A 13,363-nucleotide genomic window follows, 5' to 3' on the forward strand; every position below is an offset into this window, starting at 1 on the left:
CCCGGCCGCCGGGCGGCGGTTCAACCGTCAGAGGCCCTTAGGAGGGGGGTGACGGCGTCGTGCGTGCGGTTGCGGCGCAGGCGGTCGCGGAGCAGGGCGACGCCCACGACGCCCGGCGGGGGAAGGAGCCGGCGCTGCGCGCGGAGCGCGGGTGGCGCAGGACCGGGGGGATGCTGGCGGGGTCGGGTTCAGGCCGAAGAAGACGAAGAAGATCGCGGCGAACAGGTCCCTCAGTGGAGAGAACAGGGTGTGGGCGCCGTCCGCGACCTTACGTCGCAGCGCCGCCCGCAGTTCCGACGCCGGCCGCCCCGCGGCACCCGCCGCATACGCCGGGCGCCATGACCCGCGCGGCCGCCAGGTGCGGGAGGGCACTGGGCGTCATAGGCTGACCTTCAGGGGGCTGTGCCTTCATGGAACGAGGCACGGCCGGAATCTCCTGGCGGCCATGCGGTGAAGTCCGTGGCAGCGGAGTGAGAGGCCCGTGAACTCTCCGTACACTCTTGCGTTCGACAGCTCTGCCGAGGCCGGGACGAGCAGGCTCGGCGGCAAGTGCGCCGCGCTCATCGTGATGACCCGGGCCGGTGCTCCGGTGCCGCCCGGGTTCGTGGTGACCATGGATGCCTTCGAGGCGCTGCTCGACCGCGGCGGGTTGCGCCGGGCCGTCGACGACGCCCTTGCCGGGCTCGTCGCCGATCCGGGTGCTGTGGCGGCGCGCGGCGCCGAGATCCGCTGCATGGCGATGGACCAGCCCGTGCCCTCACCGGTCGCGTCGGCGGTGACGGCGGCGTACGAGGAGCTCTGCCGGGCCGTAGGCTGCCCGGATGTCGCGGTGGCCGTCCGGTCGAGCGCCGAAGTGGAGGACCTGACCGAGGCGAGCTGCGCCGGTCAGCACGACACGTTCCTGTGGATCCGGGGTGCCGACGCCGTGCTCGGGGCCGTCCGGCGTTGCTGGGCGAGCCTGTGGACCGACCGCGCAATCATCTACCGCGTGGCCCGGGGGCTGCCGCAGAGGGGGCTGCGCATGGCGGTCGCAGTGCAGCAGATGGTCGATGCCCGTACCTCCGGCGCCGCCGTGACCGTCAACCCGGCTGACGGCGACCCTTCGAAAATACGGGTGGAGGCGATCTGGGGACTGGGGCAGCTCATGGTGTCCGGCGAGGTGACCCCGGACGCCTACCTGGTGGACAAGGTACTGCTCAGCACGGTGCGGACGACGGTGTCGCCGAAGCACCAGGAACTGGTTCCCGCCCCCGACGGGCACGGGCTCGCACGGCGGGTAGTCGAGGAGGGCCGTCAGCAGGTCCCCTGCCTGGCTCAGGGGGAGGTCGTGGAGATCGCCCGCCTGGCCAAGACCGCCGAGCGGCAATACGGCTGCCCGCAGGACATCGAGTGGGCCGTCGACAAGCACCCGAACGGCTCCACGGATACGGGCGCCACCGTGAGACTGCTCCAGACGCGGCCCGAGACGGTCTGGAGCAGTCGGCCGAGGACACCTGCCCGGGCCGGCCACGGCGCGGGCGTCTCCAGCATCCTCGACACCCTCCTTCGCCCTGAGAGGTAGCCGATATGCCCCCTCGGCTCGGCCGCCGTCGAAAGACCAGTCCACGCCGAGTCGGCATCGCCCGTCTGCGAGCCCTGTAAGGAGCACGTCAAGATGGCGGTCTCGCGCACAGCCTTCCCGAGCCCCTACGAGATGACCTCCCCCGCGGCCGCGGAGGGGTGGGAACGGCTGTACCCGTACTACATGCTCTTCCAGCCCTGGCGGCGCTCGGCCGAGGAGGAACGCTTCTGGTTCCGCGACAGCCAGCACTGGCCCACCGTGGTCAAGCCGTTCGAGACGGTCGTCACCGAGCTCGCGTTCAAGGGCCTGGGCCAGTTCAACACCCGGCACTTCGCCGTACCGCCCGCGTACGGCGTCATGTTCCGCATCCACCAGGGCTACGTCTACCTGAGCCCGGTGGCCGCGCCGGAAAGCCGCATCCCCGACCGCGTGCCGCAGTTCCTGGAACGCGCCGGCTACTACTACGCGAACTGGGACAGGCTGCTGGAGAACTGGAAGGGCAAGGTCCTCGGCACCATTCGTGAACTGGAGTCGATCAGCTTCAGCGAACTGCCGGAGATCCAGCCGTACGAGGACATCGAAGCGGGGACCGGCCTGGGCGCCGCCGATGCCCTGCTCGGCGGGTACGACCGGCTCCTCGCCCTGTGCCACCGCGCCTGCCAATACCACTTCGAGTTCCTGAACCTCGGCTACGCGGCCTATCTGGACTTCTTCCAGTTCTGCAAGCAACAGTTCCCGGACATCCCGGATCAGGGCGTCGCGGCGATGGTCACGGGCGTGGAGATGGAGCTGTTCCGCCCGGACGACGAGCTCAGGAAACTGGCAAGGCTCGCTGTCGAACTGGGCGTCGACAGCGCACTGACCCTGCCCGACCCCGGCGAGCACACCCTGACCGCCCTCAGCCGCGAGCCGCGGGGCCGCGACTGGCTCGACGCCTGGAACGCCGCCCGCGATCCCTGGTTCAACTTCACCTCGGGCAACGGCCTCTACAGCGACGACCGGTACTGGAGGGACACTCCCTCGCTTCCCCTGGGGTATGTCCGCGACTACATCCTGCGCCTACGGCGGGGTGAGGCCATCGACCGGCGCCTCGCCGAACTCGCCGCCGAGCGTGAGCGGATCACCGGCGAGTACGCGGCGCTGCTCGACTCCCCGGCACGGGCCGACTTCGAGGCGAAACTGGGCCTCGCCCGCCAGGTCTACCCGTATGTGGAGAACCACAACTTCTACATCGAGCACTGGACGCTGGGCGTCTTCTGGCGCAAGGCCAGGGAGCTGTCCGCCCTGCTGCACCGGGCGGGGTTCTGGCCCGAGGCCAACGACATGTTCTACCTCACGCGTGACGAAGTCCGGACCGCGCTGTTCGACCACGCGTCCAGCTGGGCGATCGGCGTTGAGCCGGCCGGCCCCGGTCACTGGCCGGCGGAGGTGGAACGGCGACGCCGGATCGTGGCCGCGCTCGCACGGCAGCACCCGGAACCGGCGCTGAACGAGCCGCCGCGAGCCATCACCGAGCCGTTCAGCGTCATGATGTGGGGCATCACCAGCGAGCGGGTCCGGTCGTGGCTGGCAGCCCCGGGCGACGTGGGTGACCTGGGCGGCCTGAGCGGCATGGCCGCCTCGCCGGGCGTCGCCGACGGCACGGCCCGGGTGATCCGCAGCCCCGACGAGCTGGACCTCCTCCAGGAGGGCGACATCCTGGTCGCTCCGGTCACCGCGCCGAGCTGGGTTCCGGCCTTCGGGAAGGTCCGCGCGGCCGTCACCGACATCGGGGGAGTCATGTCCCACGCCGCCATCGTCTGCCGTGAGTATTCCCTGCCCGCCGTCACCGGGACGGGCTCGGCGTCCACCCGCATCAAGTCCGGCCGTCGCATCCGTGTGGACGGCACGGCCGGCACGGTCACCCTTCTCGACTGACCGGCCCCGTACGACAGGAGACGTCATGACGTTCGACCGGGCGGCCCGCGATCCGCTGCCGACCCTCCCCCTGGCAGCCTCGGAGATTCCCCTGAGCGACCCCCTTCCTCCCACCGTGCCATTGACCGGCGTCCGGCGGGAGATATGGGAGCGCGCCCTCCCTTACCTGGACGTGCGCGACAACGACGCCCATTCGCTGTACGCCTTCGCGCTGGCGGCCGCACTGCTGCACACCCTGCCAGGAGCACGGGAGGACGTCGTGCTGCCCGCCGTCCTCCTGCACGACACCGGCTGGAAGACCGTCGACCCTGCGGACATCCTGCCCGCCATCGCCGGGCGGGCCGGACCTGCCGGGCAGGAGACGATACGCAGGCACGAGTCCGAGGGCGCCGCCATCGCCGCCCGCATCCTCGCCGATGTCGGCTACCCAGCGCGGGACACCGAGCGGATCGTCGCCGTCATCGACGGGCACGACACCCGCAGGGATGCCCTCGACCTGGACGACGCCGTGGTGAAGGACGCCGACAAGCTGTGGCGGCTGACCCCGCACGGCCTGCGGACCGTCGGTGCGTGGTTCGCCCTGGACCCGGACCGGACACTGCGGTTCGTGGCGGCACGTACCTACGACCGGCTGCTCACCGAACCCGCCCGTGCCGTCGGTGCCGCACTCACCGTGCTGGCCCGTACCGATGTCAGCGTGCAGCGAAGCGGCCTGAGCACACCATCACGCAATGAATGACTTATTTCAGTTGATTATGGAAATTTCCGGCGTAAGTCTTGACTGCATGGACGCCTATCCGCCACTCGGAGTGGTCGTGACCGACCGGCAGGGCCTGGTCGTCGGGTGGACGCCCGGAGTGGAACGCCTGCTCGGTTACACCAGCGCCGAGGCCTGCGGCCGGTCCGTGGCGGAGCTGCTGGATGCCCCCGTACTCCCGGGCGGGGAGCCTGCCCGCGGAGGAGGGGCTGCCGAGCACGGTGAGCGGCATCCGGACGTGAGCGTACGCCACAAGGACGGGTACCGGCTGGCCGTGGCCGTCTCCCGCTACCGCCTCGCCCCGGGGGCGGACAGCACCGGAGGAGGACCCGGCACCGTCCTGCTCATCGCCCCGCCGTCCGGGCCGGCGGCGGAACGACTGCGGCAGTCGCTGTCCGGCTGGGTTCTGCAGGACTCGCCCCTGGCCCTGACGGTGTACGACACCGATCTGCGCAGCGTGTGGCAGAGCGCCGCGATGCACCGCCTCAGCGGCCTGCCGGACGAGGAGCGATGCGGACACCGGCTGACGGAGGTCTTCGCCGACCCCGACGCGGTGGAGTGGGAGGAGCGGATGCGGCTGGCCATGGCCACGGGCGAAGAGCAGGTCAGCGAGCTCAAGGGCACCGGCGTGACCGGCCTCGGATCCCGTGTCTTCAGTGTCTCGGCGACGCCGCTGCGGGACGCGGAGGCCCGTACGCTCGGAGTCTGTGCTCTCGTGGGTGATGTGACCGAGAGGCGCCGTGCCCGCGAGCGGCTCTCTCTGCTGAACGACGCGAGCCTGCACATCGGCAGCACCCTCGACATGGTACAGACCGCACGGGAGCTCACCGAGGTGGCCGTACCCAGGTTCACCGACTTCGCCCGCGTGGACCTGCTGGAAGTCATCCTCCAAGGCGACGAACCCCCTCCTGGGCCGCTGGCCGGCCCCGTGCGGCTGCGGCGCATCGCGGAACTGTTCCTGTGCGAGGGGGTCACCACGGCACAGCACACCGTCGGCGAGGCGGACGTCTACCTCGCGAACTCGCCGGCCGCCCTGTGCCTGGCCACCGGCCGGCCGACGCTGTACCGGGACAACACCGCCCCGCCGATCCGAACCTACTACGAGATCGACGCGACCCCCGAGCGGCGGGCGAGGGTCCGGCGGATGGGCCCGCACTCATGGATCATCGTGCCGGTGAAGGCCAGGGGCACGACCCTCGGCGTGGTGTGGTTCACCCGCATGCGGGGGACTCCGGAGAGCTTCGACGAGGACGACCTTCCCCTCGCCGAGGACCTGGTGGCAAGGGCGGCGGTCTGCCTGGACAACGCCCGGCGCTTCACCCGCGAACGCGCCGCGGCTCTCACTCTGCAGCGCAGCCTGCTGCCGCAGCGGATGCCGGAGCAGTCGGCGGTGGAAGCCGCCTTCCGCTACCTCCCCGCAGAACAGCGTTCCGGGGTGGGCGGCGACTGGTTCGACGTGATCCCGCTCTCCGGAGCCAGGGTCGCGCTGGTGGTCGGCGACGTGGTCGGGCACGGCATCCACGCGGCCGCCACGATGGGCCGGCTGCGCGCCGCCGTGCAAACCCTCGCCGATGTCGACCTCGCTCCCGACGAGCTGCTCACCCGCCTCGACGACCTGGTCCTCCGGCTGTCGGCGGAGTCCGGGGCCGACACGGAGCCGCTGGGGGCGGAGGCCGCCGGGGACATCGGGGCCACCTGCCTGTACGCGGTGTACGACCCGGTCTCCAGGCGCTGCTCCATGGCGCTGGCCGGCCACCCGCCGCCCGCCGTCGTCGGTCCGGACGGCACCGCTGAGTTCCTGGACGTCCCCGTGGGACCGCCACTCGGACTGGGCGGGCTGCCGTTCGAATCGATGGACGTCACCCTCCAGGAAGGCAGCCTGCTCGCCCTTTACACCGACGGCTTGATCCATTCCGGCCACCGCGACCTCGGGGAGGGGCTTGAGGCCCTGCGGGAGGCGCTGGCCGTGCCGACGGGCACGCTGGACTCCCTGTGCGACCACGTCGTACACAAGCTGCTGCCCGAGGGCCCCGCCGACGATGCGGCCCTGCTCCTGGTGCGGCCCCGGGCCCTGGACGCGAGCCGGGTCGCCGTGTGGGACGTGGAGGCCGACCCGGCCGCGGTGCCGCGGATCCGGTCGGACGCCGTCCGTGCCCTTGACGAGTGGGGACTGGAAGAGGCCTCGTTCGTCACCGAACTGCTGGTCAGTGAACTGGTCACGAACGCCATCCGGTACGGCGACCCGCCGATCCAGTTGCGGCTCATCCACGACCGCGGGCTGATCTGCGAGGTCTCCGACTCCAGCAGCACCGCACCGCATCTGCGGCGGGCCCGGGTGTTCGACGAGGGCGGTCGGGGGCTGTTGCTGGTCGCGCAGCTCACGGAGCGCTGGGGCACCCGGCAGACGGCGGCCGGCAAGACGATCTGGTGTGAGCAAACCCTGGCCGCGGCCGGCGGCCCGCTCCTCTCCCTGGAGGGAACTGCCGCCATATGACCGCGCCGTACGCGGCGCGCGACGACGACACGGAGGGGCTGGCCCAGATCGCCGAGTTGCTGGAGAAGGTGGCCGACGAGAAGGCCCCACTGCCGGACATCGAGGCGACCCGCAGGCGTCTCAGTCACGGCCTGGACCTGACGAGCCGACTCACGGTCGGCGAGTGGCTGGACATGTGGTCGAGATGCTCCACCCCGCCAACGTCACACGGCGGTTCATCGACCTGTACGAGGAGATCGACCTCCCGCCAGTCCGGCTCCACGACCTCCGCCACGGCGCCGCGACCCTCGCCCACGCGGCCGGTGCCGACCTGAGGGACATCCAGGAGATGCTCGGCCACTCCTCGATCACCATCACGGCCGACACCTGCACGAGCCTGCTTCCCGAGGCGGATCCGGCTATCGCCGAGGCCGCAGCCCGGCTCGTACCGCGCGCCCGCGCCGCCTCCAAGAACGCTGCTCCGGAAGCCCAGGCCGAGGCCGAGGCGGCGGAGGCGAACGTGCCGGACGGTGCTGATCCGTCCGGAGAGATATCGGGGCCTGGCACCCCGTCCGCTCACGCACCGCTCACGCACCGCTCACGCAAACGGCCCCGGACGAGGAGTCCGAGGCCGAGCAGAACCCCGCCCTGGGGGAGAAACCCCAGGTCAGAGGCTAGACCCGGGGCGGTTTCGGTAACCGCATCACACGGTCGCTGCGGATCCGTCCGATCAGCTCGACGGGCAGGTCCTGCAAGACCCAGGCCAGGCGGGTCACGTCGTATCCGGCGTCGGTGACGATGACGATGTCCGGGGCGCCAGGCTGCCACTGGCCCGCGGCGATGAGCCGTTCGACAACGTCACGGAGCTGGGCGGCGGTGACCGCGGTGGCATCGTCGGCCGGCCCGAGGCGGACCGCCTCCAAGATCTGCGTCCAGGACCTGGCGCCCGTCCGGGAGCCGCGGAAGCGGCAGACCGGCCAGCACCTGCCGCAGCCGGCTGGCATCGATCCGGCCTTGGTTGAGGCCGTCGTACATCGCGCCGTGCCCGCGCCGGTGCTCGGGCAACAATGTCAGCTCCACCGCCGTGTGCACCGGACCCGGCGCGCATAACACCGCATCCGCCAGCTCGAACAGCTCGTCGCCTCGCACAGTCGGACACGCATACCACTCGTCCCGAAACCGTGACGCTTCCGCGAACGCTTCTCCCTGGTCAGGTGCAGGCAGCAGACTCACCCTCACGGCCTTCGTCTTGGAAGTGCCTCAGTCGGCGAGCAGGGCGTGTACCCACTGGTCTTCGCGCTGTTCGATGTACTCGGCGTCGCTTCGCCAGGCGTCGCCGTGGCCTGCGGCCCACAGTGTTGCCCAGGGGTGGACACCCCGGGCGGCCTGGTCGCGCAGGAAGTCGTGCATGGAACGCGTACGGCGCCCCAGCAGAGGGACCAGCCGACGGCGTTCGGCTTCATCGAGGCCGTAGGCGTTGGCGAAGACTCGCAGTCGATCTCCCGCGTCGCGGCGTTGCCAGTCAGGATGCGCGGACAACGGGATGAACCCGTGCATGGCATACGCGACGTCCCACAGGCGGGAACCGGGGCCGGCGGTGTCCCAGTCGATGAAGGCCCACTGGGACTCGTCTGCGACCACAAGGTTCCATGGGGCCAGATCGTGATGGGCGATGATGTCGCTGCCCTCGGCGGGGATCAGCACCTGCCAGTGCGCGTCGGGTGGTGGCGTGAAGTCTTGCACTGCATCATGGAAGTCCCGGATCAGTCGTGCCACGCGAGCCAGTCGCCGAGCGGGCTCCACCAGCGAGAACCGGTCGGGCCACACCACATGTCCCGGCACAAAGGTCAGGACTTCGCGCCCCTGGTCGTCAATGCCCAGAGGACGAGGCGCCGCCCGGAATCCCACCTCGTACAGGTGCGTGAGCAAGGCGTGCACTGCGCGAGTCCACGGTCCGGTCGGACGGCGGACGGTATCTCCGACTCGAACGACACCCTCGCTGACGTTGCCGCCGGACAGCGGCTGTTCTTCATCATGCTGCACCGAACCAGTGTGTCTGATCAGGCCGCCGTGATCACCCCGTTAAAGGAGGCGCACCAGGTAGGGGCAGAGGTTAAAGAACAAGCTATGAGCCTGTGAACAAAGCCCCCATCTGCGCAGCGGTGTCTTGCGCGCACGCTCGCGGGTTGCCGGAAAGCCCCGGTCGACCGGCTTGGTTTGCGGTCCGGGATCGTGGTTGCCGACCAGATCACTCCGTTATGGGCAGGCACTCGGCGAGCAGGTCGACGACGTCCCGCCAAGCTCGCTGCGCGTGCTGCGGGTGGTAGCCGACGCCGGGGCGCACGGTGTGGTCGACCGGTGGGTGATGGAAGGCGTGCAAGGCGCCGCCGTAGACCGTGAGGCGCCAGTCGACGCCCGCAGCCTGCATCTCGGCGGTGAATGCGTCCCGTTGCGCGGGCGGCATGATCGGGTCTTCCGACCCGACCCCGGCCCACACTGGGCAGTGAATGCGTGCCGTCTCGCCTGGTCGGCCCGTGGTCAGTGCGTTGACTGTCGCGATCGCGCGCAGGTTGACGCCGTCGCGCCCGAGTTCCAGCGCGATTGCGCCCCCGGTGCCGTAGCCGACGGCGGCGATCCGGTCCGGGTCGGTCCGCGGCTCGGCGCGGAGCACTTCGAGCGCCGCGTGGCCGATGCCTCGCATCCGGTCGGGGTCGGCGAGCAGCGGCATGCAACGGGCCAGCATCTCCTCAGGGTCGCCCAAATAGCGCCCGCCGTGGAGGTCGAAGGCCAGGGCCACGTATCCCAGCTCGGCGAGCGCATCGGCCCGGCGGCGCTCGACGTCGCTGAGCCCCACCCCCTCGGGCCCGACCAGGACCGCGGGCCGGCGGTCGACACCGGCCGGGAGCGCGAGGTGCCCGATCATCGTCAGGCCGTCGGCCGCATATTCGATCGTGCGCGCGGTAACCGTCGTCATGAGCCTGGACTGTAGTGATCGTCGAGCCCGGTCGGGCCGGTGTTCTGCCGCTGGCAGAAAGATCGAGACCGGCGGCCGGCCGTTTGCTCCGCGGTGGCCTGCCGCCCGATCTGTCCTGGCCCGCGCTTCATACTTCCTCCCGGGTAGACAGCGACTTGGGAGTTTTCGATCCGCCCGGCGGTGCCGCTGTACTGGCGCTGGACGCCGACCGTGCCAGTGCCCTTCTTCACATCGCCGGTCTCGTCCACGACCAGCACCGCTTGGTCGTCGTGCAGGTGCTCCACCACGTAGCTGCGTAGGTCGTCGCGGACCTGATCAGCATCCCACTTGGCCCTGCTCAGCAGGTGCTGCATGCGGTCCGGGGTCGTGTCGCCGGCCCACTCGGCGATGGTCCGGCAATTCTTGCGCGGCAGGTCGGACAGCGGTCCAAGCTCCAACTTCCTCATCCGGCGCCGGGGTTCGACCCGGGCGAACCGACCCGCGACCCGGCCCATGAGGTTGTCGAACGCCTCCTGCCAGCGGGCGAGGTTCCCTTGGGGCGCGGCGGTCACCAGTTGGACGCCAGAGGCAGGAGGTTCTCTCACAGGCCCAACTGGTCGCGCATCGCGTCGGCGTCGCGCAGGGCCCAGTGCTCGACGATTCGGCCGTTGCGGACGCGGACCATGTCCATGCTGAGGACCTCGTAGCGTCGGCCGGAGTCCGTGTGGGTGCCCCGGCTGGTGTACCGGTTGACGGAGGTGTCGCCGGAGACGACGTTCTGCTCGATCGTCACCGAGACGTCGTGGAACGCGCTGCCCGCGCTCATCCGCTCCCACTTCTGTCGCCAGGCATCGCGTCCCCGGTGATCGCCTTGGGTGCCTCCCCGGTGGTCGACGACCTCAGGGTCGATTAGTTCCAGAGCGTCTTCGAGCCTGCCTTCCAGGATCTGCGCGTAGCTCTCGACGACACGCCGATGAATCTCTCCAGGTCCCGGGTGCGCGGTGTCTTCTGCCCCCTGCGGCATACGGCATCTCCTCGGGTGGGGATACGTGAGGCAGCAATTGGGGAACTCCCCGTTTGCCGTGTTCGGCTACCGTAACCGGGGAAGTCCCCGATTAACAAGGAGGGTCATGCCATCGCAGAGCGCCGGACCTTCGCCGCGGTCAGAACCCCAGCGTCGTCGTCGCGCGGACGCTCAGCGCAACTACGACCTGCTCGTCGCCGCGGCCAGGGACGTCTTCCACGACCACGGCATAGACGCCCCGCTTGACGACATCGCCCGCCGGGCCGGCGTCGGCAACGCCACGATGTACCGGCACTTCCCGACGCGCCGCGAACTGATCATCGCCGTCTACTCCGAGGAAGTGGCCGAACTCTGCGCCCGGAGCCAGTCCCTACTGGCCGAGGACCCTCCCGGCGACGCCCTCTTCGACTGGCTCCGGGACTTCATCGCACACGTAGCAGCGAAGCGGGAACTGGCACTGTCGATCACCGATGACCGCACCGGTCAGCGCTCCGCGCTGTTCGACCGCTGGCACCACTCGATGCACACAGCCGCGTCCGCACTGCTGACCCGGGCACAAAACGCCGGTGCTGTCCGTGCCGACCTCAACGCATCGGAACTCCTCGCCCTGGCCAACGGGATCGCCCTGACCGCCACCGACGCCACGCAAGCAGAGCGACTCGTCGTCCTGGTCAGACAGGGCACGGACACTTCCTCGACACCGGACGGCAGCATCCGATGAAAGCGGAAAGCGCAACGCCGACTTCCGCTGCGTCCTCGAAACACGCACTCCAGACGTACTCGGCTGACGCCCCGTCAGGTAGCGGGAGCTCGTGACCTCGGGTGCGGCGGTGGTAGTGGCAGCGGCGGGCGGTGGCCCGGTGACGGCGGCGCCAGCGGGACCAGTTCAGTGCGTGGCCGGTGTGCCGCAGGTGCGTCGGTGTGGGGCGGCCAGTTGCCAGGAGCCGCCGGATTTCCGCCACGGTGAGCGGTGCGAGGGCGTCGGAACCGTTTCTGCCGCCCCCCTTTTGGTCCCCGCGGCGGCGGCCATCGCGGCGAGGAAAGCGTGGGCGAGCATGGCCAGGGTGATGTGCCGGTACCAGCCCGGATGCCGGCGGACCTCGTATTGATCGGCGACGGGAGTGGCGGCCGGCGCGTAAGCGAGGTAGTAGGCGATCTCGTCCGGGCGGGCAAGGCTGCGGCGGGCCGGCACCCAGCGGTCGTGGGCGGGCTGGTCACGGTCGAAGTCGTCGATGGCGGGCAGCCGCGCTCGGCCCGGCGCGCTCGAGTGCTGTCTCGGCGGCCTTGCGCGTGGCGAATCCGCTACGGCACAGCGGATGGCGTTTGCCGTCGGCCGAGGGTAGGTCGGCGGCGAACGCCCAGGATCCGTGCCTTGAACCGTCTTGGAGTCGGGGGCAGCTGGCACCGTACTGCCGGCCGTCGGGGCGACGGCAGCCGCAACGCCGGTAGACCCACGCCTCCAGGCTGCCGCTTATCAATTGCTGCCCTGCTGACCACCCGTAAGGTTGTATGCGCGAGCGCCCAGGGCAAAGTCTCCACGGGAAGTGATGTCTTTATGTTCTTGATGTCGGAATTTCTGGAAGTGCTCAATACTGGGGGCGCTGGCCGGTAAACCCCCAGGTCGCGGAGTCTGCTCCCCGCACCCGCGGGGATGGTCCTCAGAGAGCCCCCCAGCCGCCGGAGTACTGGCTTCCCCAACTCGAACGGCGGCGCAAGGCCGTTCGCGGAGATCAGCCGTGAGGGCCGTGCGGCAGGGGCGAGCGACGGCAGGCCATGGCCAAAGAGAACAGGCCGAACATCATCAGGCCGGTGGCGACGACCGCGAGCAGCCAGGGGCCTGCCGGTGTCGCGCGGAACGTGCGCAGGGTGTCGTCCAGCCCTTTCACACGGTCCGGGTCGTAGGCCAGGGCGGCCTGCACCGCGAAGGCCCCCGCGGCGGCGAATACCACGCCGCGGCTGACACCTCCGGCGACGCCGAGCGTCTCGACCGTCCCGCGAGCCTTGGGCGGCAGACCGGCGAGCCCGTGCTTCCGGCGGTCCTTGAACAGGGACGCGCGCACCGCGATCCAACCACCGGCCGCGATCAGGGCGCAGCCGCCCGCAGCCACCAGCCACGGGCCCAGCGGCAGGTGCAGGGCACGGGCGGTGATGTCCTTGGACTGGTGGTCACTGGACTCGCTTCCGCCCGCTCCTTCCCGCCCGTCCACGGCGAAGGAGAGGACGGAGTAGGCGGCGATGGCGTAGAAGACGCAGTGCGCCGCCGCCGCGAGGCGCTTGGTTTTCTTAGTACCGGGGTCTCGCAACGTGGCCCTGGCGAGTTGCCACACCGACATGCCCACCAGGCCGAGCCCCAGCATCCACAGCATCACCTCGCCGAACGGCCGCTCGGCGATCTCCGCCACCGCTCCGCCGCGGTCCGCCTGTTGGGAGGTGCCGCCGAAGGCGACCCGTACCGCGAGCAGGCCGACCATCAGGTAGATGACGCCTCGAGCGCCCATGCCCCAGCGCCCCGCCGTCTCGACCGCCTCGCTGCGCGCTGCCGCGCGCCCGGCCGACCTCGCTCTCGTCGATACGCTCACGGAGACCTCCCGGGTCGATGGACCTCACCCGTCTGCCCCGGTACGGCCGGTGAAAACCCCGGGCTCCCCGGGGCCCGTCGCGCGCTGCCCGCCGCGGGG

Annotated in this window: 11 protein-coding genes and 4 pseudogenes; 7 read left to right on the forward strand and 8 right to left on the reverse strand. The window is 70.4% G+C overall.

Going from position 1 to position 13,363, the window contains the following annotated elements; all coding sequences use genetic code 11:
* Positions 1 to 157: 157 nt before the first annotated feature.
* Positions 158 to 282, reverse strand: a pseudogene (locus tag ACFZDL_RS41650) (cation:proton antiporter); the annotation flags it as partial.
* Positions 283 to 481: 199 nt separating this feature from the next.
* On the opposite strand from ACFZDL_RS41650, the gene ACFZDL_RS41655 reads away from it, so the two are divergent.
* The 6 genes from ACFZDL_RS41655 (at position 482) to ACFZDL_RS41680 (ending at position 7,504) form a co-directional block, all read left to right on the forward strand.
* Positions 482 to 1,561: a PEP/pyruvate-binding domain-containing protein gene (locus ACFZDL_RS41655; RefSeq protein ID WP_353595714.1), complete on the forward strand. Its 1,080-nt coding sequence runs from the start codon at positions 482 to 484 to the stop codon at positions 1,559 to 1,561.
* A gap of 93 nt (positions 1,562 to 1,654) precedes the next feature.
* On the forward strand, positions 1,655 to 3,478 hold the full coding sequence (locus tag ACFZDL_RS41660) for a PEP-utilizing enzyme (RefSeq protein WP_353595715.1): 1,824 nt from the start codon (positions 1,655 to 1,657) through the stop codon (positions 3,476 to 3,478).
* 25 nt (positions 3,479 to 3,503) lie between these two features.
* Positions 3,504 to 4,217: an HD domain-containing protein gene (locus tag ACFZDL_RS41665; RefSeq protein ID WP_353595716.1), complete on the forward strand. Its 714-nt coding sequence runs from the start codon at positions 3,504 to 3,506 to the stop codon at positions 4,215 to 4,217.
* Positions 4,218 to 4,263: 46 nt separating this feature from the next.
* The gene (locus ACFZDL_RS41670; protein WP_353595717.1) at positions 4,264 to 6,729 is read left to right on the forward strand and encodes a SpoIIE family protein phosphatase; all 2,466 of its coding nucleotides are present in this window, start codon (positions 4,264 to 4,266) and stop codon (positions 6,727 to 6,729) included.
* The gene (locus tag ACFZDL_RS41675; protein ID WP_353595753.1) at positions 6,726 to 7,043 is read left to right on the forward strand and encodes a hypothetical protein; all 318 of its coding nucleotides are present in this window, start codon (positions 6,726 to 6,728) and stop codon (positions 7,041 to 7,043) included. The genes ACFZDL_RS41670 and ACFZDL_RS41675 overlap by 4 nt, the downstream gene beginning before the upstream one ends.
* Positions 6,965 to 7,504, forward strand: a complete 540-nt coding sequence (locus tag ACFZDL_RS41680; protein WP_391193967.1) for a tyrosine-type recombinase/integrase — start codon at positions 6,965 to 6,967, stop codon at positions 7,502 to 7,504. Before ACFZDL_RS41675 ends, ACFZDL_RS41680 begins: the two co-directional genes overlap by 79 nt.
* Here ACFZDL_RS41680 and ACFZDL_RS41685 read toward each other — a convergent pair.
* The 5 genes and pseudogenes from ACFZDL_RS41685 to ACFZDL_RS41705 form a co-directional block, all read right to left on the reverse strand.
* Positions 7,395 to 7,941 (reverse strand): annotated as a pseudogene (locus ACFZDL_RS41685) (transposase); the annotation flags it as partial. The gene ACFZDL_RS41680 and the pseudogene ACFZDL_RS41685 overlap by 110 nt on opposite strands.
* 27 nt (positions 7,942 to 7,968) lie before the next feature.
* Complete coding sequence (locus ACFZDL_RS41690; RefSeq protein ID WP_353595718.1) at positions 7,969 to 8,751, reverse strand: phosphotransferase; 783 nt, start codon at positions 8,749 to 8,751, stop codon at positions 7,969 to 7,971.
* Between the two features lie 205 nt (positions 8,752 to 8,956).
* A complete protein-coding gene (locus ACFZDL_RS41695) occupies positions 8,957 to 9,682 on the reverse strand; it encodes a dienelactone hydrolase family protein (RefSeq protein ID WP_353595719.1) in 726 nt (241 codons plus the stop codon).
* 98 nt (positions 9,683 to 9,780) lie between these two features.
* Positions 9,781 to 10,176: pseudogene (locus ACFZDL_RS41700) on the reverse strand (transposase); the annotation flags it as partial.
* An 86-nt stretch (positions 10,177 to 10,262) separates the two neighbouring features.
* A complete protein-coding gene (locus ACFZDL_RS41705) occupies positions 10,263 to 10,685 on the reverse strand; it encodes an ester cyclase (protein ID WP_353595720.1) in 423 nt (140 codons plus the stop codon).
* Positions 10,686 to 10,791: 106 nt separating this feature from the next.
* On the opposite strand from ACFZDL_RS41705, the gene ACFZDL_RS41710 reads away from it, so the two are divergent.
* Entirely contained in the window at positions 10,792 to 11,406 is a 615-nt protein-coding gene (locus ACFZDL_RS41710; protein WP_353595721.1) for a helix-turn-helix domain-containing protein, read from the forward strand.
* Positions 11,407 to 11,571: 165 nt separating this feature from the next.
* Here ACFZDL_RS41710 and ACFZDL_RS41715 read toward each other — a convergent pair.
* Both ACFZDL_RS41715 and ACFZDL_RS41720 read right to left on the reverse strand, forming a co-directional pair.
* A pseudogene (locus ACFZDL_RS41715) lies at positions 11,572 to 11,886 on the reverse strand (IS701 family transposase); the annotation flags it as partial.
* Between the two features lie 529 nt (positions 11,887 to 12,415).
* Positions 12,416 to 13,264 carry a DUF1206 domain-containing protein gene (locus ACFZDL_RS41720; RefSeq protein ID WP_353595722.1) on the reverse strand — a complete coding sequence of 283 codons (849 nt, stop codon included), beginning with the start codon at positions 13,262 to 13,264 and terminating at the stop codon, positions 12,416 to 12,418.
* Positions 13,265 to 13,363 lie beyond the last annotated feature (99 nt).

This window comes from Streptomyces sp. NPDC007917 (genome assembly GCF_042959105.1).
GTDB lineage: Bacteria > Actinomycetota > Actinomycetes > Streptomycetales > Streptomycetaceae > Streptomyces.